The organism is Pseudomonas sp. PvP001 (genome assembly GCF_040546375.1).
GTDB classification, from domain to species: domain Bacteria; phylum Pseudomonadota; class Gammaproteobacteria; order Pseudomonadales; family Pseudomonadaceae; genus Aquipseudomonas; species Aquipseudomonas coleopterorum.
The window spans coordinates 4,154,836-4,175,040 of record NZ_JBEPNQ010000001.1; the positions used below are offsets into that span (position 1 = coordinate 4,154,836).

The following is a 20,205-nucleotide window of genomic DNA, read 5'->3' on the forward strand; positions in this document are numbered from 1 at the left end:
CCATGAACAAGCGCAAACTGATCCCCCTGCTGCTGTACATCCTGTTCCTGCTGGTGCCCATCTATTGGCTGCTGAACATGTCGTTCAAGAGCAACGGCGAAATCCTCGGCGGGCTGACGCTGTTTCCCCATGAGTTCACCCTGGCCAACTACCGGGTGATCTTCACCGACCCGAGCTGGTACACCGGCTACATCAATTCGCTGTACTACGTGAGCCTCAACACGCTCATTTCGCTCAGCGTTGCGCTGCCGGCCGCGTATGCCTTCTCGCGCTACCGCTTTCTGGGCGACAAGCACCTGTTCTTCTGGTTGCTGACCAACCGCATGGCCCCGCCGGCGGTGTTCCTGCTGCCGTTCTTCCAGCTGTATTCCTCCATCGGCCTGTTCGACACCCACATTGCCGTGGCCCTGGCGCACTGCCTGTTCAACGTGCCGCTGGCGGTGTGGATCCTGGAAGGCTTCATGTCCGGCGTGCCCAAGGAGATCGACGAAACCGCCTACATCGATGGCTACAGCTTTCCGAAATTCTTCGTGAAGATCTTCATGCCCCTGATCGGCTCGGGAATCGGCGTGACGGCCTTCTTCTGCTTCATGTTCTCGTGGGTCGAGCTGCTGCTGGCGCGCACCCTGACCTCGGTCGATGCCAAGCCGATCGCGGCGGTGATGACCCGTACGGTTTCCGCCTCGGGTATCGACTGGGGCGTGCTGGCCGCAGCCGGCGTGCTCACCATCGTGCCCGGCATGCTGGTGATCTGGTTCGTTCGCAACCATGTGGCCAAGGGCTTCGCCCTGGGCCGCGTATGAGGAGCCTGTGATGGAGTGGATGGCCTGGACTCTACCGACTGCCCTGTTCTTCGGCGCCATCGCGCTGTTGCTCGCCGGCATGACGTTCTACGAACTGCGCGTGCCCTGCACCGAACGGCGCGGATTTCTGCCGATCGCCACCACCCGTGGCGACCGCTTGTTCATCGGTCTTCTCGGAAGCGCCTACCTGCACCTGCTGGTGATCGGCGTGACCGACTGGAACATCTGGGTCGCCTCGACGCTGTCCCTGGTGTGGTTGCTGGCGGTAATGCGTTGGGGCTGAGCCATGCGGATCTGCGCAGCGCGAAAATTTCAAACAGGAGGTCACTATGTACAAGAACAACAACAAATTGCGACATAGCATTGCCCTGGCGACCGCACTGGCGTGCGCTGGCCTGAGCGCCGCAGCATGGGCGGATGCCTACGAGGACGCGGCGAAGAAATGGGTCGGCGCCGAATTCAAGCCGTCCACCCTCACGCCCGAGCAACAGATGGCGGAGATGCAGTGGTTCATCGAGGCGGCCAAGCCTTTCCGCGGCATGAGCATCAACGTCGTGTCGGAAACGCTGACCACCCACGAATACGAAGCCAAGACCCTGGCCAAGGCGTTCAGCGAAATCACCGGGATCAAGCTCACCCACGACCTGCTGCAGGAAGGCGACGTGGTCGAGAAGCTGCAGACCCAGATGCAGTCGGACAAGAACATCTACGACGGCTGGGTCAACGATTCGGATTTGATCGGTACGCATTTTCGCTACGGCAAGAGCGAGTCGATCACCGACATGATGGCCAGCCCCGAGGGCAAGAAAGCCACCTCGCCGACCCTGGACTTGAAAGACTTCATCGGTATCTCCTTCACCACCGCACCCGACGGCAAGGTCTATCAGTTGCCCGACCAGCAGTTCGCCAACCTGTACTGGTTCCGCGCCGACTGGTTCGAACGGCCCGAGCTGAAGGCCAAGTTCAAGCAGATCTACGGCTATGAGCTGGGGGTTCCGGTCAACTGGTCCGCCTATGAAGACATCGCCAAGTTCTTCTCCGAAGACGTCAAGGAAATCGACGGCAAGCGCATCTACGGGCACATGGACTACGGCAAGAAAGACCCTTCACTGGGCTGGCGCTTCACCGATGCCTGGTTCTCCATGGCCGGTGGTGGCGACAAGGGCTTGCCCAACGGCTTGCCGGTGGACGAGTGGGGCATTCGCGTGGAGGACTGCCATCCGGTGGGTTCCAGCGTGACCCGAGGCGGCGACACCAACGGCCCGGCCGCCGTGTATGCCACCCAGAAGTACGTCGACTGGATGCGCGCCTACGCACCACCCGAAGCCCAGGGCATGACCTTCTCCGAATCCGGACCGGTACCGGCCCAGGGCAACATCGCCCAGCAGATCTTCTGGTACACCGCGTTCACCGCCGACATGACCAAGCCCGGCCTGCCGGTGATGAATGACGACGGCACGCCCAAGTGGCGCATGGCGCCATCACCCAAGGGCCCGTACTGGGAGGAGGGGATGAAACTGGGCTATCAGGACACCGGTTCCTGGACCTTCCTCAAGTCCACCCCCGAGAAGCAGCGTCTGGCTGCCTGGCTGTATGCGCAGTTCGTGACGTCGAAGACGGTGTCGTTGAAAAAGACCATCGTCGGCCTGACCCCGATTCGCGAATCGGACATCAACTCCCAGGCCATGACCGATCTGGCGCCGAAGCTGGGTGGTCTGGTGGAGTTCTACCGCAGCCCGGCCCGCGTGCAGTGGACCCCGACCGGCACCAACGTGCCTGACTATCCACGTCTGGCGCAGCTATGGTGGAGTCACATTTCCGAGGCGGCCAGCGGCGAGAAGACCCCGCAGCAGGCGCTCGACGGCCTGGCCAAGGATCAGGACGCGATCATGACCCGCCTGGAACGCAGCAAGGTGCAGCCGGTGTGTGGGCCGAAGATGAACCCCGAGCGCGACGCCCAGTACTGGTTCGACCAACCCGGCGCGCCCAAGCCCAAACTGGCCAACGAAAAACCCCAGGGCCAGACCGTGGGCTACGCCGAACTGGTCAAGTCGTGGGAGGATGCAAGGAAATAGCAGCGCTGCGGTGCGTCTGATGAACCGAGGCGCCTGCTTCGCGGCCACGGACCGCTCCTACAGGACATCGATTCATCCGTAGGAGCGGTCATTGGCCGCGAACAAGGCTCACATCACTTGTGCAAGGCCTGTGCTGCATAGAGGGTATTTTCCAGCAGGCAGGCGCGGGTCATCGGACCTACGCCGCCTGGCACCGGCGTGATCCAGCCGGCGCGGGGCAGGGCGGTTTCATACACGACATCGCCCACCAGCTTGCCATCGGCCTGACGGTTGATGCCCACGTCGATCACGATCGCGCCTTCCTTGATCCATTCGCCCTTCACCAACCCCGGCTTGCCGGCAGCGACCACCACCAGGTCGGCGCGGCCTACATGGCCCGCCAGATCTTTGGTGAAACGGTGCGTCACGGTCACCGTGCAGCCTGCCAGCAACAGTTCCATGGCCATGGGCCGACCGACGATGTTGGAAGCACCCACTACCACTGCGTCCATCCCGTACAGATCCTGGCCGGTGCTTTCCAGCAGCGCCATGATCCCTTTGGGGGTGCAGGGGCGCAGCAACGGAATGCGCTGGGCCAGGCGACCGACGTTATAAGGATGGAAACCATCGACGTCCTTGTCCGGGCGGATGCGCTCGAGCAGCAACGAGGCATCCAGGTGCTCGGGCAGCGGCAACTGCAACAGGATGCCGTCGATATCGGTATCGGCATTGAGGGTGTCGATCAGCGTCTCGAGCTCCAGCTGCGAGGTCGTGCTCGGCAGGTCGAAGGCGCGGGAAACGAATCCGACTTCTTCGCAGTCCTTGCGCTTGTGCGATACATAGACCTGGGAAGCGGGGTCGGTGCCCACGAGAATCACCGCGAGCCCTGGCGTGCGCAGGCCCTGCTGACGACGCTCGGCAACCTGTTGAGCGATCTGCTGGCGCAGGTTGGCGGCGATCGCCTTGCCGTCGATAAGTTGTGCAGTCATGACGCGTGATTAACCATCGAAAAGGAATGAAAATGTGCGCGCATTCTCGCATGTCGCACGCCCAGGGCAAAGGCGCTTGCTTCGCGAAACCTCCTAAGCCCTTTAATTAAATGAATTTTTTTGAAAAAAGAGTTGACGACCCCAAGGCTCGTCTATAACATTCGTCGCACTTGTCGGGCAGGGCCTAGCACTGGTGAAGAAGGTAGGGCAAAGCAAGCGGTTTCAAAGCTTGTTTGTCATCACCGACTGAAGCTCTGGATTTGTAATCTGCAAGGACTACAGACTCAAAAGCGCCCGTAGCTCAGCTGGATAGAGCATCCGCCTTCTAAGCGGATGGTCGCAGGTTCGAGTCCTGCCGGGTGCGCCATTAGGCAGCTTTGGCACAAGTAACGCAGTAAACGCAATATGGTGGGCGTAGCTCAGTTGGTAGAGCACAGGATTGTGACTCCTGTTGTCGTGGGTTCGATCCCCATCGTCCACCCCATATTCCGAAAGGCGCCCGATTCTTACCGATCCGGCGCCTTTGCTTTAAAAGCTACACGCGGACGTGGTGGAATTGGTAGACACACTGGATTTAGGTTCCAGCGCCGAAAGGTGTAAGAGTTCGAGTCTCTTCGTCCGCACCAACCAGAATGGCAAGGTCCAGGCCTGCCGCTCAACGTGAAAGCCGCCTCAGGGCGGCTTTTTCGTGTCTGCGATTTGGCGAGCGCTTCACCCGCTCAAGGCTTCACGCCTCCACCGGTTGGACCATGCTGAACGTAATGACATTGCCGTTCTGCTCCACACTCAGGTTGCCGCTGTGAGCCACCGCGATTGCCTGGGAGATGTACAGTCCGATCCCCAGGCCGTTCTTGTTGCGCAGGTTCTCGGCGCTGTGCGGCTTGAACGGCTGAAACAGCGTCGCCAGTCGCTCGGGCGCCACCGGAGTGGTCTGATTGAGCACGGACAATCGCGTGTTCTGCTGTTCGGTGCTCAAGCTGATCAGTACCGGTGTGTCGGGCGTGCCGTGGTAGCGAGCATTGCCCAGCAGGTTGGTGATGACCTGCGCGTAGCGATCCGGATCGACCATGGCGCGTACGTCCGGCTCGATGCGGGCTTCGATGGTCAGGCCGGGAAAAGCCACGGCGGTTTCGTGGACGATGCTTTCCACCAGTGTCGACAGATCGGTGTCGACCCGATTGACCATGATGCCAAGACCCGACTGCAGGCGACTCATCTCCAGGATCTGGCTGATCAGCCGTTCCATGCGACCGCTGGAGTGGCTGATGTGCTTGCGCAGTTCGGTGTCGCGCGTCTCGTTCGAAGACAGCATGGCGGCGGCCATGGAAATGGACTGCAGCGGGGTTGCGCAGGTCGTGACCGAGCATCGCGATCAGGCGCTGGCGCATGCCATCAATCTCGCTGGCACGGCTCAGGCACAACTCGACCAGGTCACGCCGCAGCTTCTCGGCGATGGCGATGTCGGTATCCCCCCAGCTGGCCGAGCGTCCGCGCACCACTTCTTCCCAGGCTTCGAACGAGCCTCGGGGTGTCAGCCGGGCGCCCGAGGGCCCGACCTTGATGATCTTCTCCGGCTTGCCGCCCCAGCGCACGTTGTTGATTTCTTCCTTGCGCAGCCACATGACCCAACCCGATTCCTGTCGGTGGAAGCGGACCGCCAGAATGCCGCAGTAGCCGCTGGTGTTGCGCTCGCTTGCCGAGCCTTGCCAATGCTCGGTATGGAACACCTCGAGGTTCGGGTCCTGTTCGACGTGTTCGAGCACCTGGCGGCACAGGGCGTCGAAATGCCCGCCGATGCTCTGGGTACGTCCCGACATCACCACTGCAGCACCATCGCAGGGAATCAGCGAGGCAATATTGTCCGGATCACCCGCCAGGGCGCTGACCAGATCTTCGGAGTCGCGGGCCAGGGTCATGAGTCTCTGTTGCTGGTCGCTTGCCTGCTTCAGGGTCTGTGTGGCCAGGTTGTGTTCCAGGCGTTCGACCAGTGCGCTGCAGACCTGCGAGATGACCTGGAACGACATGCGCAAGGGGTGAGCCATCGTCTTGGGCGACATGTGGTGGCAGGAGAACAGCCCCCACAGCTTGCCACCCACGACGATGGAAACGCTCATCGAGGCGCGCACGCCCATGTTGGTGAGGTACTCGCAGTGGATCGGTGAAACGCTGCGCAGGGTGCTGAAGCTCAGGTCGAACGGCTGGCCGGTTCGCGGATCCAGTGACGGGATCAGTGGCGCTGGCGCATAGGTCACGTCGGCGATCAGGCGAATCGGATTCAATATATAGAGCAGGCGAGCCTGGGCAGGGATGTCCGAGGCCGGGTAACGCTGGCCCAGATAGCTTTCGAGGTCTTCGCGATGGGCCTCGGCGATGACCTCGCCGGACAGGTCGGGACGAAAGCGATAGGCCATGACCCGGTCGTAGCCCGTCATGTTGCGGATTTCCTGGGTCACGCGGCTCAGCAGGGCATCGATGTCGTGGCGGTTCTGCATCTGGCTGATGATGCGTTGCGCGTACAGGGCGAACTGGCTGAAGGAGCCGCTGGCCGTACGGCGCGGCTCGAACTCCAGATAAAGGATCTGCAGATGGCGATGGGCAACCACGTCGAACAGGCGGCCGAGCAGCACGCTTTCGACACTGTTGGCCCAGTGATCGCTGCTGGCAAGCCCCTCGGCGATCAGCGCCAGGACATCGCCGCCCAGCAACTCGCCGTCCGGCGTGCTGCCCGGCAGTACATCCAGCCCGATGGTCGCCATCAGGTTGGCGCTGCGGCTCAATACGCGACCTTCGGCATCCAGCGCGATCAGTGCGCCATGAGGCTGGATCGCGCCCGGCCGATGGATGGGCTCGTCCTCGCAATTGGCGAGGGAAACCAGCGGCACGGGGTTTATGGCCATGAAGGTCCTGCGATGATGGGCATTGTTACCGGAAACGACAGAATGGTCGTGCTCTCCGCATAGAGGTGCAAGGTAATGACTTTATCCGCTGACAGAATACCAGCGGGCCCATCATTGTCTTGCAAAAGTTGTCCGAGAGATCACTTTTCATCCCTGAACAGGCCTTGTTTTGCTGCCGTTGGACGGTTTCTGCAGCGACTTTCCGCGCATCCATGTGCATAGGGTGACTTCTTGAGTTCGAGCCACTAGAATGCTTGCCCTTGATCTGGGGTCGGAAATGGCCGGCTAACGTCTGTGCAACGAGGAAAATCCATGCAAGTTTCTGTTGAAAACACTTCCGCTCTCGAGCGCCGCATGACCATCGGTGTTCCCGCCGAGCGCATCGAGGCCGAAGTCAACAAGCGTCTGCAACAGACCGCCCGTAACGCCAAGATCCCGGGCTTCCGTCCAGGCAAGGTGCCTATGAGCGTCATCCGTCAGCGCTACGAGGCTGACGCGCGCCAGGAAGCTCTGGGCAACGTCATCCAGGCTTCTTTCTATGAAGCCGTGGTCGAGCAGAAGCTCAACCCAGCCGGTGCACCCGCCGTCGAGCCGAAAGTGTTCGAGAAGGGCAAGGATCTGGAATACATCGCTACCTTTGAAGTGTTCCCCGAATTCGAAGTCGGCGCGTTCGACAGCATCGAAGTCGAGCGCCTGAGCGCCGACGTCGCCGACAGCGACCTGGACAACATGCTCGAAGTGCTGCGCAAGCAGAACGTGCGTTACGAGCAGGTCGAGCGCGCTGCCCAGACCGAAGACCAGCTGAACATCGACTTCGTCGGCAAGATCGAAGGCGAGGCGTTCTCCGGTGGTTCGGCCAGCGGTACCCAGCTGGTACTGGGTTCGGGCCGCATGATTCCCGGTTTCGAAGACGGTCTGGTCGGCGCCAAGGCCGGTGAAGAGAAGGTGCTGAACCTGAACTTCCCCGAGGACTACCAGAACCTCGAACTGGCCGGCAAGGCCGCCGAGTTCACCGTCACCGTCAACAGCGTTTCCGAAGCCAAGCTGCCTGAGCTGAACGAAGAGTTCTTCGGTCAGTTCGGCATCAAGGAAACCGGTCTCGACGGCTTCCGCGCCGAAGTTCGCAAGAACATGGAGCGCGAGCTGCGTCAGGCCATCAAGGCCAAGATCAAGAATCAGGTCATGGACGGTCTGGTATCGACCAACCCGATCGAAGTGCCCAAGGCGCTGCTGGACAACGAAGTCGATCGCCTGCGCGTTCAAGCCGTTCAGCAGTTCGGTGGCAACATCAAGCCGGACCAACTGCCGGCGGAGCTGTTCACCGAACAGGCCAAGCGCCGCGTCGTGCTGGGTCTGATCGTCGCCGAAGTGGTCAAGCAGAACGAGCTCAAGCCTGACGAAGCACGCGTACGCGAGCTGATCCAGGAAATGGCCTCGGCCTACCAGGAGCCTGAGCAGGTTGTAGCCTGGTACTACAAAAATGACGAGCAGCTGAACGAAGTCCGTTCGGTTGTGCTGGAAGAACAAGTTGTGGATACTGTTCTGCAGAAGGCTAAGGTGACCGATAAAGCGGTCTCTTACGAAGAAGCAGTCAAACCGGCGGAAGCAGCACAAGCCGACTGATTGTCCAACTCGTTGGAAATTCAACCACAAGCCAGCCTCGCGCTGGCTTGTGCGTTTTCAAGACATGACTATTTGGGAGTAACTGCAGAGCATGTTCCGTAATTCCTATATTCAGCAGAACTCTGATATCCAGGCCGCTGGCGGCCTGGTCCCGATGGTTGTCGAGCAATCCGCTCGTGGCGAACGCGCCTACGATATCTACTCACGCCTGCTAAAGGAACGAGTGATCTTTCTGGTTGGCCCGGTAGAGGACTACATGGCCAACCTGATCTGTGCGCAGCTGCTGTTCCTTGAGGCGGAAAACCCGGACAAGGACATCCATCTCTACATCAACTCCCCAGGCGGTTCGGTCACTGCAGGCATGTCGATCTACGACACCATGCAGTTCATCAAGCCGAACGTGTCGACCACCTGCATTGGCCAAGCCTGCAGCATGGGCGCATTCCTACTGACCGCCGGTGCCGAAGGCAAGCGTTTCTGCCTGCCGAACTCACGCGTGATGATTCACCAGCCACTGGGCGGCTTCCAGGGCCAGGCGTCGGACATCGAAATCCATGCCAAGGAAATCCTGTTTATCCGTGAGCGTCTCAACGCGCTGATGGCCAAGCACAGCGGGCGCACCCTGGAAGAAATCGAGCGCGACACCAACCGCGACAACTTCATGAGTGCCGAAGCTGCGCAAGCCTATGGCCTGATCGACAAAGTGATTGACCGTCGCCCCGCTTAACATAAGCCGCTCAAAATAGGGCTGGTTGGCATGCCCGACCATTGCCGGGCTTGAAAAAGCCCGCAATAGCCTTCATCTTGTGTTGCAAGCCTATCGGATTTGGATCGATCGAATGACTGACACCCGCAACGGCGAGGACAACGGCAACAAGCTGCTCTATTGCTCCTTCTGTGGCAAAAGCCAGCATGAAGTGCGCAAATTGATTGCCGGCCCCTCGGTCTTTATCTGCGACGAGTGCGTCGACCTGTGCAACGACATCATCCGCGAGGAGGTGCAGGAAGCCCAGGCCGAGAGCAGCGCGCATAAATTGCCCTCGCCCAAAGAAATAAGCGGCATCCTGGATCAGTATGTGATTGGCCAGGAGCGCGCCAAGAAGGTTCTCGCAGTAGCGGTGTACAACCACTACAAGCGCTTGAACCAGCGTGACAAGAAGAATGACGACGTGGAGCTCGGCAAGAGCAACATCCTGCTGATCGGCCCGACCGGTTCGGGCAAGACGCTGCTGGCCGAAACCCTGGCTCGCCTGCTCAACGTTCCATTCACCATCGCCGATGCCACCACCCTGACCGAAGCCGGTTACGTGGGTGAGGACGTCGAGAACATCATTCAGAAACTGCTGCAGAAGTGCGACTACGATGTCGAGAAGGCCCAGATGGGCATCGTCTACATCGACGAAATCGACAAGATTTCGCGCAAGTCGGACAACCCGTCCATCACCCGTGACGTTTCGGGCGAAGGCGTGCAGCAAGCGCTGTTGAAGCTGATCGAGGGCACGGTTGCCTCGGTACCGCCTCAGGGTGGTCGCAAGCATCCTCAGCAGGAGTTTCTGCAGGTCGACACGCGCAACATCCTGTTCATCTGCGGTGGCGCATTCTCCGGCCTGGAGAAGGTCATCCAGAATCGCTCCACCCAGGGCGGTATCGGTTTCAGTGCCCAGGTGCGCAGCAAGCAGGAAGGCAAGAAGGTTGGCGAGTCGCTGCGCGAAGTCGAACCCGATGACCTGGTCAAATTCGGCTTGATTCCCGAGTTCGTCGGTCGTCTGCCGGTGCTGGCCACCTTGGACGAGCTGGACGAAGCGGCACTGATCCAGATTCTCACCGAACCCAAGAACGCGCTGACCAAGCAATACGGCAAGCTGTTCGAAATGGAAGGTGTGGATCTCGAGTTCCGTACCGACGCGTTGAAATCGGTTGCCCGTCGCGCGCTCGAGCGCAAGACCGGTGCCCGTGGCCTGCGTTCGATCCTGGAAGGCATTCTGCTCGACACCATGTACGAGATTCCTTCGCAGACGGATGTCAGCAAAGTGGTCATCGACGAAAGCGTGATCGAAGGGACGTCCAAGCCGCTGTTGATCTACGAAAACAGCGAGCCGCCGGCGAAGGCTGCACCCGACGCCTGATCGAAAATCTGAGCTGAAACAAGGAAGGGGCCTACGGGCCCTTTTCGTTTTTCAGACAGCGAACTTGTTTTTTGCCGGGCAAGCCCCCACATTGAAGGCATGTTCAATTCCATCTGTTTACGGCCTTCGGGGCCGCTGTAGAGGCGAAATCATGAAGACAACCATCGAATTGCCTCTCCTGCCATTGCGCGATGTCGTCGTCTATCCGCACATGGTTATCCCGCTGTTTGTGGGTCGTGAGAAGTCCATCGAAGCCCTCGAGGCGGCGATGTCGGGCGAAAAGCAGATCCTTTTGCTCGCGCAGAAGAATCCCGCCGATGACGATCCAGGTGAAGACGCCTTGTACCGTGTCGGCACTGTCGCCACTGTCCTGCAGTTGCTCAAGCTGCCCGACGGCACTGTCAAGGTGCTGGTCGAAGGCGAGCAGCGCGGCAGTGTCGAGCAGTTCCTGGAGATCGACGGCCACGTTCGTGCCGAAGTGCAGTTGATCGACGAGATCGATGCTCCGGACCGCGAGTCCGAAGTGTTCGTGCGCACCTTGCTGGGCCAGTTCGAGCAGTACGTGCAGCTGGGTAAGAAGGTTCCGGCCGAAGTGCTGTCCTCGCTCAACAGCATCGATGAGCCCGGCCGCCTGGTCGACACCATGGCTGCGCATATGGCGCTGAAGATCGAACAGAAGCAGGAAATACTCGAAATCATCGAGCTGCCTGCGCGTGTCGAACACGTGCTGGCCCTGCTGGATGCCGAGATCGACCTGCTGCAGGTCGAGAAGCGCATTCGCGGGCGGGTCAAGAAGCAGATGGAGCGCAGCCAGCGCGAGTACTATCTGAACGAGCAGATGAAGGCCATTCAGAAAGAGCTGGGCGACGGTGAGGAAGGGCACAACGAAGTCGAAGAGCTGAAGAAGCGCATCGATGCCGCGGGCCTGCCCAAGGACGCCCTGGCCAAGGCCACGGCCGAGTTGAACAAGCTCAAGCAGATGTCGCCGATGTCGGCGGAAGCGACCGTGGTGCGCACCTACATCGACTGGCTGGTGCAGGTGCCGTGGCAGGCGCAGAGCAAGGTGCGTCTGGACCTGGCGCGCGCTGAAAGCATTCTCGATGCCGACCACTACGGTCTGGAAGAGGTCAAGGAACGTATCCTCGAATACCTCGCCGTACAGAAGCGGGTGAAGAAGATCCGCGGTCCGGTGCTGTGCCTGGTAGGGCCGCCGGGTGTGGGCAAGACATCCCTGGCCGAATCCATCGCTCATGCCACCAACCGCAAGTTCGTGCGCATGGCCCTGGGTGGCGTGCGTGACGAGGCCGAGATTCGGGGGCACCGTCGCACCTACATCGGCTCGATGCCCGGCCGCCTGATCCAGAAGATGACCAAGGTGGGCGTTCGCAACCCGCTGTTCCTGCTCGATGAAATCGACAAGATGGGCAGCGACATGCGCGGCGATCCTGCCTCGGCCTTGCTGGAAGTGCTGGATCCGGAGCAGAACCACAACTTCAACGACCATTACCTTGAAGTTGACTACGATCTTTCCGACGTGATGTTCCTGTGCACCTCGAACTCGATGAACATCCCGCCGGCGCTGCTCGACCGCATGGAAGTCATCCGTCTGCCGGGCTACACCGAAGACGAGAAGATCAATATCGCGATCAAGTACCTCTCGCCCAAGCAGATCGAAGCCAACGGCCTGAAGAAGTCCGAGGTTGAGATCGAGGTCGATGCGATTCGCGACATCATCCGTTACTACACCCGCGAGGCGGGCGTGCGGGGGTTGGAACGTCAGATTGCCAAGATCTGCCGCAAGGTGGTGAAAGAGCATGCGCACCTGAAGAAATTCACGGTCAAGGTCACGCCCGATTCGCTGGATCACCTGCTGGGCGTGCGCAAGTTCCGCTACGGTCTGGCCGAGCAGCAGGATCAGGTCGGTCAGGTCACTGGCCTGGCGTGGACTCAGGTGGGCGGCGAGTTGCTGACCATCGAAGCGGCGGTCATCCCAGGCAAGGGCCAGTTGATCAAGACCGGTTCGCTGGGTGACGTGATGGTCGAATCCATCACCGCGGCGCAGACGGTGGTGCGCAGCCGTGCCAAAAGCCTGGGCATTGCAGCGGACTTCCACGAGAAGCACGACACGCACATCCACATGCCCGAAGGCGCTACCCCCAAGGATGGCCCGAGCGCCGGTGTCGGCATGTGCACCGCACTGGTTTCGGCACTGACCCAGATTCCGGTGCGCGCCGATGTCGCCATGACCGGCGAAATCACCTTGCGTGGCCAGGTATTGGCCATCGGCGGGCTGAAGGAGAAGTTGCTGGCGGCCCATCGTGGTGGAATCAAGACTGTAATCATCCCTGAAGAAAACGTGCGCGATCTCAAGGAAATTCCCGACAATATCAAGCAGGATCTGCAGATTAAACCTGTTAAATGGATTGACGAAGTCCTGCAAATTGCGCTGCAATACGCGCCGGAGCCCTTGCCCGATGTGGCTCCCGAGATTGTCGCCAAGGATGAGAAACGCGATACGGATTCCAAGGAACGAATCAGCACGCATTGAGCCTTGATTTGACTGGGTGGCTTTCTTGACAGCTTTTTTAAGCCCTTGTTATAAATCGGCACTTGCTGTGTCGACAGCCACCCGGCGCACGTTTCACCACATACTTAGAAACAACTCAAAATATCGATATAAGGGGACTTATAGTGAACAAGTCGGAACTGATTGACGCAATCGCCGCATCTGCTGATATCTCCAAAGCTACAGCTGGCAAGGCGCTGGACGCCGTGATCGAATCCGTGACGGGTGCCCTGAAATCCGGTGATTCGGTTGTGTTGGTAGGTTTCGGTACGTTCTCCGTGACTGATCGCCCGGCGCGTACCGGTCGCAACCCGCAAACCGGCAAGGCCCTGGAAATCGCGGCCGCCAAGAAGCCCAGCTTCAAAGCCGGTAAAGCCCTGAAAGAAGCTGTCAACTAAGCTTCGGCCACGCCTTTGCTACCTGCTGCCAGGCAATGCCGGCAGCAGGAGTGGAGCTGAGCAAGCTCCGCGAGTTACGAGAAGGCGCATCCTCGGATGCGCCTTTCTTCTATCCGGATTCCTATTACTCTCCGCGGTCGCTCTATCTGTACGGCCGTTTTCGGGGGATGCATGCTGCAGAACATCAGGGATAACTCCCAGGGCTGGATTGCCAAGACCATCATCGGTTTGATCATCGTATTGATGGCGCTGACCGGTTTCGACGCGATCTTCCAGGCCGCCAGCCATAGCCAGGACGCTGCAAAGGTCAACGGTGACGAGATCACCTTGAACGAACTCAGTCAGGCAACCGAGATGCAACGTCGCCAACTGATGCAACAGCTGGGCAAGGCTTTCGATCCAGCCCTGCTCGACGACAAGATGCTGCGCGAAGCGGCCCTCAAGGGCCTGATCGATCGCAAGCTGCTGCTGCAAGGCGCCCATGACGCCAAGTTCGCCTTCTCTGAGGGCGCGCTCGACCAGATCATGCTGCAGACGCCTGAATTCCAGGTCGACGGCAAGTTCAGCGCCGAACGCTTCGATCAGGTCATTCGCCAGATGGGCTACGGCCGTCTGCAGTTCCGTCAGATGCTCTCCGAAGAGATGCTCATCGGCCAGCTGCGTGCCGGCCTGGCGGGCAGCAGCTTTGTGACCGACGAGCAGGTTGCCGCGTTCGCTCGCCTCGAGAAGCAGACCCGTGATTTCGCTTCGCTGACGTTCAAGGCGGACCCGTCGACGACCAAGGTCACCGACGACGAGGTCAAGGCGCATTACGACGAACACGCCAAGGAGTTCATGAGCCCTGATCAGGTGGTCATCGACTACGTCGAGCTGAAGAAGTCTTCGTTCTTCGACCAGGTCACCGTGAAGGACGAGGATCTCCAGGACGCCTACCAGAAAGAGATCGCCAACCTGTCCGAGCAGCGTCGTGCCGCGCACATTCTGATCGAGGTCAACGACAAGCTCGATGACGCGCAGGCCAAGGCCAAGATCGAGGAAGTGCAGGCACGTCTGGAGAAGGGTGAGGACTTTGCCAAGCTGGCCAAGGAAGTCTCCCAGGATCCAGGCTCGGCCAGCAATGGCGGTGACCTCGGTTTCGCTGGTAATGGCGTGTACGACCCAGCGTTCGAAACCGCGCTCAATGCCCTGAGCAAGGGCCAGGTCTCGGCGCCGGTTCGCACCGACTTCGGCTGGCACCTGATCAAGCTTGAAGACGTGCAGGCTCCGGACGTACCGACCTTCGCCAGCCTCAAGGCCAAGCTGACCAGCGACCTGAAGACTCAGGAAGTTGAACAGCGCTTCGTGACCGCTACTAAGCAATTGGAAGATTCGGCGTTCGAGGCCTCGGACCTGGGGCAGCCTGCGCAGGAGTTGGGCCTCAAGGTCCACACTTCCGAGCCGTTCGGCAAGGAAGGCGGCAGCCAGGGCGTGACTGCCAGCCGTGCCGTGGTTCAGGCCGCATTCAGCCCTGAAGTGCTGGAGGAGGGTTCCAACAGCGCTGCGCTGGAGCTGGACCCGGAAACCATGGTTGTGGTGCGCGTAAAGGAGCATCGCAAGCCTGAGCAACTGCCGCTGGAAGCCGTGGCCGGACCGATTCGTGCCGAGCTGGCCAGGCAGCATGCCGCAGCCCAGGTGAAGGCCAAGGGCGAAGCGCTGCTGGCCGGTCTGCGCGATGGCAAGGTGCCGCTGGCGCGCCAGTCAGGAAGGTCAGCCGTGGAAAGTGCTGGAGGCGGTCAGCCGCGGTCAGGACGGCATCGAGCCGGCCGAGCTGCAGGCGTTGTTCCGGATGCCCAAACCGCAGGCCAAGGACAAGCCCGAGTTCAGCAGCGTGACGCTGAAGGACGGTAGCTTCGTGGTTCTGCGCCTGGACGGCGTGAACGAAGCTGCAGCGCCTAGCGATGAAGAGAAGACCCAGTACCGTCGCTTCCTGGCGTCGCGCATGGGTCAGCAGGATTTCGCGGCGTACCGCAAGCTGCTGGAAACCAAGGCGGACATCACCAAATATTGAGGTGATGGATGTTTGAACGAAAGGCCGCGCATGCGGCCTTTTGTTTTTTGGTGGATTCAGGGGCTCTTCGCGGGCAGAGCCCGCTCCCACATGTCACCACTACTCCTTGCGCCACCGATAAACCCAGCCATAAAAAAACGCCGCTGAAATCAGCGGCGTTTCTTCAACCGACCGAAGCCAGCTTACTCTTCGATATCACCCATGGCGGTGGTGTTGAAGCCGCCGTCCACGTACATGATTTCACCGCTGATGCCCGACGCCAGGTCGGAGCACAGGAACGCGCCGGCGTTGCCGACTTCGTCGATGGTGACGTTGCGACGCAGCGGGGTCTGCGCTTCGTTGGCGGCCAGCATCTTGCGGAAGTTCTTGATGCCCGAGGCTGCCAGGGTGCGGATCGGACCGGCCGATACGGCGTTGACGCGGGTGCCTTCCGGGCCCAGGGAACCGGCCAGGTAACGCACGCCGGCTTCCAGCGAAGCCTTGGCCATGCCCATGACGTTGTAGTTGGGCATGGTGCGCTCGGCGCCCAGGTACGACAGGGTCAGCAGGCTGCCGTTGCGGCCTTTCATCATGTCGCGACCGGCTTTGGCCAGGGCCACGAAGCTGTAGGCACTGATGTCGTGGGCGATGCGGAAGCCTTCGCGGGTGGTGGCCTGGGTGAAGTCGCCATCGAGCTGGTCGCCCGGGGCGAAGCCGACGGAGTGAACGATGACGTCCAGGCCGTCCCACTTCTTGCTCAGGGCTTCGAAGACCGAGGCGATTTCAGCATCGCTGGCCACATCGCAGGGGAAGCACAGATCGGCGCTGGAGCCCCAGCCGGCGGCGAATTCCTCGACGCGGCCCTTGAGCTTTTCGTTCTGGTAGGTGAAGGCAAGTTCAGCACCCTCGCGATGCATGGCGGCAGCGATGCCGGATGCGATGGACAGTTTGCTGGCGACACCGACGATCAGGACGCGCTTACCGGCGAGAAAACCCATGTGTTGTTCCTCTTCAGGTTAATCGACAGCCGTTGGGGCCAAAAAGGCTGCTTCCAACAGCTGCTGTGTATAAGGGTGCTGCGGCGCGGCAAAGATATCCCGCGCCGCCCCTTGTTCGACGACCTGACCGTGCCTGATCACCATCAACTGGTGGCTCAGCGCTTTGACTACCGCCAGATCATGGCTGATAAACAAATAGGTCAGGTTGTATTTCAGTTGCAGTGAACGCAACAGCTCCACTACCTGGCGTTGAACGGTGCGGTCGAGCGCCGATGTGGGCTCGTCCAGCAGGATCAACGCCGGTTTCAAAACCAAGGCCCGGGCAATGGCGATACGTTGCCGCTGCCCGCCGGAGAACTCGTGAGGGTAACGATGCCGGGTCTGTGGGTCCAGCCCAACCTCTTCGAGCGCGGCAATGATAGCCTGTTCCTGCTCGGCCTCGTTGCCGATCTTGTGTATTCGCAGGCCTTCGCCGACGATCTGGCTCACGCTCATCCGTGGGCTGAGGCTGCCGAAGGGGTCCTGGAACACCACCTGCATCTGCTTGCGCAGCGGGCGCACCTGTTGCTGGGGCAAGCCGTCCAGGGCCTCACCCTGAAAGCGGATCGAGCCACGGCTGGCGATCAAGCGCATGATGGCCAGACCCAGCGTCGACTTGCCCGAGCCACTTTCTCCGACGATGCCCAGGGTCTGACCACGGGGCAGCTCGAACTGGATGCCATCCACGGCCTTGACGTGATCCACGGTGCGACCCAGAAACCCCTTTTTGATGGGAAACCAGACGCGCAGGTCGTCGACCGACAGAATCGGCTCGCCGATCTGCGTTGCCGCAGGCGCTCCGCTGGGTTCGGCCCCCAGCAGCACCTGTGTGTACGGATGCTGTGGTGCACGAAACAATTCTTCGCAGCTAGCCTGTTCGACGATGCGACCGCGCTGCATGACACATACCCGGTGTGCAATTCTCTTCACCAGGTTCAGGTCGTGGCTGATCAGCAGCAGGGCCATGCCCAGTCGGGCCTGCAGTTCCTTGAGCAATTCGAGGATCTTCAGCTGCACCGTAACGTCGAGCGCGGTCGTGGGCTCGTCGGCGATCAGCAGTTCAGGTTCGTTGGCCAGGGCCATGGCGATCATCACGCGTTGACGCTGGCCGCCCGACAGCTCGTGGGGCAATGCCTTGAGCCGTTTGTGCGGTTCGCCGATCCCGACCAGTTCCAGCAACTGCAGGGTGCGCTGGGTGGCGGCTGCTCCGGTCAGCCCTTTGTGCAGGGCCAGCACTTCGCCGATCTGCTTGCCGATGTTGTGCAGCGGGTTGAGCGAGCTCATCGGCTCCTGGAAAATCATGGCGATGCGATTGCCGCGAATCTGCCTGAGTTGTTTTTCCGGCAGCGTGAGCAGATCGCGACCATTGTAGGCAATGGTGCCGCTGGGGTGCTGGGCGAGCGGGTAGGGCAGCAGGCGCAGGATGGAGTGCGCCGTCACCGATTTGCCCGAGCCACTTTCGCCCACCAGCGCCAGGGTTTCGCCCCGGCGGATATCGAAGCTGATGTTCTCGACCACGCGTTGGCGGCTCTCACCGGCGACGAACTCGGCGGCCAGGTCGCGGACCTCGATCAGATTGTCCTGGCGCATGTCATTTCCTCGGGTCGAAGGCGTCACGGGCGGATTCGCCGATGAACACCAGCAGGCTGAGCATCAGGGCCAGCACGGTGAAGGCGCTGATGCCCAGCCAGGGCGCTTGCAGGTTGGACTTGCCCTGGGCCACCAGCTCGCCCAGCGACGGTGAGCCGGCAGGCAGGCCGAAGCCGAGAAAATCCAGCGCGGTCAGGGTGCCGATCGCACCGGTGAGGATGAACGGCATGAAGGTCATGGTCGAAACCATGGCGTTGGGCAGGATATGGCGAAACATGATGGCGCCGTTCTGCATGCCCAGCGCGCGGGCGGCGCGCACGTACTCCAGGTTGCGGCCACGCAGGAACTCGGCGCGTACCACATCCACCAGGCTCATCCAGGAAAACAGCAGCATGATGCCCAGCAGCCACCAGAAATTGGGCTGCACGAAGCTGGCCAGGATGATCAGCAGGTACAGCACCGGCAGGCCGGACCAGATTTCCAGAAAACGCTGGCCGGCCAGGTCCACCCAACCGCCATAGAAGCCTTGCAGCGCCCCGGCGATCACCCCGATGACCGAGCTGGCGATGGTCAGGGTCAGGGCGAACAGCACCGAGATGCGGAAGCCGTAGATCACCCGCGCGAGCACGTCGCGGCCTTGGTCGTCGGTGCCCAGCCAGTTCTGCGCGGACGGCGGCGCCGGTGCCGGTACGCTGAGGTCGTAGTTGATGCTCTGGTAGCTGAACGGAATCGGTGCCCACAGCGTCCAGCTCTGCTTGGCCGCCAGCAGCTCGCGGATGTAGGGGCTCTTGTAGTTGGCTTCCAGGGGAAACTCGCCGCCAAAGGTGGTTTCCGGATAGCGCTTGAAGGCCGGGAAATACCATTCGCCGTCGTAGCGCACCGCGAGCGGTTTGTCGTTGGCGATCAGCTCGGCGCCCAGGCTCAGGCCGAACAGCACCAGGAACAGCCACAGCGACCACCAGCCACGCTTGTTCGCCTTGAACCGCTCGAAGCGGCGTCGGTTGAGGGGAGACAGGTTCATCTCAATGCTCCCGGTGGCCAAAGTCGATGCGTGGATCGACCAGGGTGTAGGTAAGGTCGCCGATCAGTTTCACTACCAGCCCCAACAAGGTAAAGATGAACAGGGTGCCGAACACCACCGGGTAGTCGCGGTTGATCGCGGCCTCGAAGCTCATCAGGCCCAGACCGTCGAGGGAGAAGATCACCTCCACCAGCAGGGAGCCGGTAAAGAAGATCCCGATGAAGGCCGAGGGGAAGCCGGCGATCACCAGCAACATGGCGTTGCGGAACACATGGCCGTACAGCACACGATGATTGCTCAGGCCCTTGGCCTTGGCGGTGACCACGTATTGCTTGCCGATTTCATCGAGGAAGCTGTTCTTGGTCAGCAGCGTCATGGTGGCGAAGTGGCCGATGACCAGCGCGCTGACCGGCAGCACCAGGTGCCAGAAGTAATCGAGTACCTTGCCGCCCCAGCTCAGCTCCTCGAAATTGTTGGAGGTCAGGCCGCGCAGCGGGAACCAGTCCAGGTAGCTGCCGCCGGCGAACACCACGATCAACAGGATGGCAAACAGGAACGCGGGAATGGCGTAGCCGATGATGATCGCCGAGCTGGTCCAGACATCGAAATGGCTGCCGTGGCGGGTGGCCTTGGCGATGCCCAGGGGGATCGACACCAGGTACATGATCAAGGTGCTCCACAAGCCCAGCGAGATCGACACCGGCATCTTTTCCACGATCAGGTCGATGACCTTGGCGTCGCGGAAAAAGCTGCTGCCGAAGTCCAGCCGCGCGTAGTTCTTGATCATGATCCACAGGCGTTCGGGCGCTGGCTTGTCGAAGCCGTACATCTTCTCGATTTCCTGCACCAGGGCCGGGTCCAGGCCCTGTGCACCGCGGTAGCTGGAACCGGCGACCGCTACTTCGGCGCCGCCACCGGCGATGCGGTTGGTGGCGCCGTCGAATCCCTCGAGCTTGGCGATCATCTGTTCCACCGGCCCGCCGGGCGCGGCCTGGATGATGGCGAAATTGATGATCAGGATCCCCAATAGCGTGGGGATGATCAGCAGCAGTCGGCGCAGGATGTAGGCCAGCAT

At 60.7% G+C, this 20,205-nt stretch carries 14 protein-coding genes, 3 tRNA genes and 2 pseudogenes; 12 read left to right on the forward strand and 7 right to left on the reverse strand.

The window, feature by feature from the left end; translation table 11 throughout:
- Nucleotides 1-2 precede the first annotated feature (2 nt).
- From ABMD26_RS19105 to ABMD26_RS19115, 3 genes are read left to right on the forward strand one after another with little or no spacing between them, the layout of a single operon-like run.
- The gene (locus tag ABMD26_RS19105) at nt 3-803 is read left to right on the forward strand and encodes a carbohydrate ABC transporter permease (protein ID WP_049858856.1); all 801 of its coding nucleotides are present in this window, start codon (nt 3-5) and stop codon (nt 801-803) included.
- Between the two features lie 10 nt (nt 804-813).
- On the forward strand, nt 814-1,086 hold the full coding sequence (locus ABMD26_RS19110) for a DUF2160 domain-containing protein (protein WP_049858855.1): 273 nt from the start codon (nt 814-816) through the stop codon (nt 1,084-1,086).
- Between the two features lie 46 nt (nt 1,087-1,132).
- The gene (locus ABMD26_RS19115) at nt 1,133-2,878 is read left to right on the forward strand and encodes an ABC transporter substrate-binding protein (protein WP_056843585.1); all 1,746 of its coding nucleotides are present in this window, start codon (nt 1,133-1,135) and stop codon (nt 2,876-2,878) included.
- Between the two features lie 113 nt (nt 2,879-2,991).
- Here the strand turns inward: ABMD26_RS19115 and folD are convergent, their stop codons facing one another.
- Nucleotides 2,992-3,846, reverse strand: coding sequence for a bifunctional methylenetetrahydrofolate dehydrogenase/methenyltetrahydrofolate cyclohydrolase FolD (gene folD, locus ABMD26_RS19120; RefSeq protein ID WP_354311252.1), 855 nt, complete (start codon nt 3,844-3,846; stop codon nt 2,992-2,994).
- Nucleotides 3,847-4,136: 290 nt separating this feature from the next.
- On the opposite strand from folD, the gene ABMD26_RS19125 reads away from it, so the two are divergent.
- The 3 genes from ABMD26_RS19125 to ABMD26_RS19135 all read left to right on the forward strand — a co-directional run bounded on the left by ABMD26_RS19125 (nt 4,137) and on the right by ABMD26_RS19135 (nt 4,472).
- Nucleotides 4,137-4,213, forward strand: a tRNA-Arg gene (locus ABMD26_RS19125).
- 41 nt (nt 4,214-4,254) lie between these two features.
- Nucleotides 4,255-4,330 (forward strand) — tRNA-His (locus tag ABMD26_RS19130).
- A 57-nt stretch (nt 4,331-4,387) separates the two neighbouring features.
- A tRNA-Leu gene (locus ABMD26_RS19135) sits at nt 4,388-4,472 on the forward strand.
- A gap of 101 nt (nt 4,473-4,573) precedes the next feature.
- On the opposite strand, the gene ABMD26_RS19140 is transcribed toward ABMD26_RS19135, so the two are convergent.
- Nucleotides 4,574-5,170: a sensor histidine kinase gene (locus tag ABMD26_RS19140; protein ID WP_354311843.1), complete on the reverse strand. Its 597-nt coding sequence runs from the start codon at nt 5,168-5,170 to the stop codon at nt 4,574-4,576.
- A 139-nt stretch (nt 5,171-5,309) separates the two neighbouring features.
- Nucleotides 5,310-6,743 (reverse strand): annotated as a pseudogene (locus ABMD26_RS19145) (GAF domain-containing protein); the annotation flags it as partial.
- A 312-nt stretch (nt 6,744-7,055) separates the two neighbouring features.
- On the opposite strand from ABMD26_RS19145, the gene tig reads away from it, so the two are divergent.
- From tig to ABMD26_RS19175, 6 genes and pseudogenes are all read left to right on the forward strand, one after another.
- Nucleotides 7,056-8,366 carry a trigger factor gene (gene tig, locus ABMD26_RS19150; RefSeq protein ID WP_134723210.1) on the forward strand — a complete coding sequence of 437 codons (1,311 nt, stop codon included), beginning with the start codon at nt 7,056-7,058 and terminating at the stop codon, nt 8,364-8,366.
- A 91-nt stretch (nt 8,367-8,457) separates the two neighbouring features.
- The gene (gene clpP, locus ABMD26_RS19155) at nt 8,458-9,093 is read left to right on the forward strand and encodes an ATP-dependent Clp endopeptidase proteolytic subunit ClpP (protein ID WP_049858850.1); all 636 of its coding nucleotides are present in this window, start codon (nt 8,458-8,460) and stop codon (nt 9,091-9,093) included.
- Nucleotides 9,094-9,205: 112 nt separating this feature from the next.
- Nucleotides 9,206-10,492 carry an ATP-dependent Clp protease ATP-binding subunit ClpX gene (clpX, locus tag ABMD26_RS19160; RefSeq protein ID WP_049858849.1) on the forward strand — a complete coding sequence of 429 codons (1,287 nt, stop codon included), beginning with the start codon at nt 9,206-9,208 and terminating at the stop codon, nt 10,490-10,492.
- A gap of 151 nt (nt 10,493-10,643) precedes the next feature.
- The gene (lon, locus tag ABMD26_RS19165) at nt 10,644-13,040 is read left to right on the forward strand and encodes an endopeptidase La (protein WP_122743538.1); all 2,397 of its coding nucleotides are present in this window, start codon (nt 10,644-10,646) and stop codon (nt 13,038-13,040) included.
- 143 nt (nt 13,041-13,183) lie between these two features.
- Nucleotides 13,184-13,456 carry an HU family DNA-binding protein gene (locus tag ABMD26_RS19170; RefSeq protein ID WP_049858847.1) on the forward strand — a complete coding sequence of 91 codons (273 nt, stop codon included), beginning with the start codon at nt 13,184-13,186 and terminating at the stop codon, nt 13,454-13,456.
- A gap of 171 nt (nt 13,457-13,627) precedes the next feature.
- Nucleotides 13,628-15,503: pseudogene (locus tag ABMD26_RS19175) on the forward strand (SurA N-terminal domain-containing protein).
- 182 nt (nt 15,504-15,685) lie between these two features.
- Here the strand turns inward: ABMD26_RS19175 and fabI are convergent.
- Genes fabI through ABMD26_RS19195 form a run of 4 tightly spaced genes read right to left on the reverse strand, consistent with a single transcriptional unit; the run spans nt 15,686 to nt 20,205 of the window.
- Nucleotides 15,686-16,480 carry an enoyl-ACP reductase FabI gene (fabI, locus tag ABMD26_RS19180; protein ID WP_049858845.1) on the reverse strand — a complete coding sequence of 265 codons (795 nt, stop codon included), beginning with the start codon at nt 16,478-16,480 and terminating at the stop codon, nt 15,686-15,688.
- Nucleotides 16,481-16,498: 18 nt separating this feature from the next.
- Entirely contained in the window at nt 16,499-18,109 is a 1,611-nt protein-coding gene (locus ABMD26_RS19185) for an ABC transporter ATP-binding protein (protein WP_320522693.1), read from the reverse strand.
- A 1-nt stretch (nt 18,110) separates the two neighbouring features.
- On the reverse strand, nt 18,111-19,130 hold the full coding sequence (locus tag ABMD26_RS19190; protein ID WP_049858843.1) for an ABC transporter permease: 1,020 nt from the start codon (nt 19,128-19,130) through the stop codon (nt 18,111-18,113).
- Between the two features lies 1 nt (nt 19,131).
- Entirely contained in the window at nt 19,132-20,205 is a 1,074-nt protein-coding gene (locus tag ABMD26_RS19195; protein ID WP_049858842.1) for a microcin C ABC transporter permease YejB, read from the reverse strand.

Excerpts from the sequence above, each read along its gene's own strand:
- ABMD26_RS19105 (WP_049858856.1), top strand. The coding sequence starts at position 3 with ATGAACAAGCGCAAACTGATCCCCCTGCTGCTGTACATCCTGTTCCTG.
- ABMD26_RS19110 (WP_049858855.1), top strand. The coding sequence starts at position 814 with ATGGAGTGGATGGCCTGGACTCTACCGACTGCCCTGTTCTTCGGCGCC.
- ABMD26_RS19115 (WP_056843585.1), top strand. The coding sequence starts at position 1,133 with ATGTACAAGAACAACAACAAATTGCGACATAGCATTGCCCTGGCGACC.
- folD (WP_354311252.1), bottom strand. The coding sequence starts at position 3,846 with ATGACTGCACAACTTATCGACGGCAAGGCGATCGCCGCCAACCTGCGC.
- ABMD26_RS19140 (WP_354311843.1), bottom strand. The coding sequence starts at position 5,170 with ATGGCCGCCGCCATGCTGTCTTCGAACGAGACGCGCGACACCGAACTG.
- tig (WP_134723210.1), top strand. The coding sequence starts at position 7,056 with ATGCAAGTTTCTGTTGAAAACACTTCCGCTCTCGAGCGCCGCATGACC.
- clpP (WP_049858850.1), top strand. The coding sequence starts at position 8,458 with ATGTTCCGTAATTCCTATATTCAGCAGAACTCTGATATCCAGGCCGCT.
- clpX (WP_049858849.1), top strand. The coding sequence starts at position 9,206 with ATGACTGACACCCGCAACGGCGAGGACAACGGCAACAAGCTGCTCTAT.
- lon (WP_122743538.1), top strand. The coding sequence starts at position 10,644 with ATGAAGACAACCATCGAATTGCCTCTCCTGCCATTGCGCGATGTCGTC.
- fabI (WP_049858845.1), bottom strand. The coding sequence starts at position 16,480 with ATGGGTTTTCTCGCCGGTAAGCGCGTCCTGATCGTCGGTGTCGCCAGC.
- ABMD26_RS19185 (WP_320522693.1), bottom strand. The coding sequence starts at position 18,109 with ATGCGCCAGGACAATCTGATCGAGGTCCGCGACCTGGCCGCCGAGTTC.
- ABMD26_RS19190 (WP_049858843.1), bottom strand. The coding sequence starts at position 19,130 with ATGAACCTGTCTCCCCTCAACCGACGCCGCTTCGAGCGGTTCAAGGCG.
- ABMD26_RS19195 (WP_049858842.1), bottom strand. The coding sequence starts at position 20,205 with ATGCTGGCCTACATCCTGCGCCGACTGCTGCTGATCATCCCCACGCTA.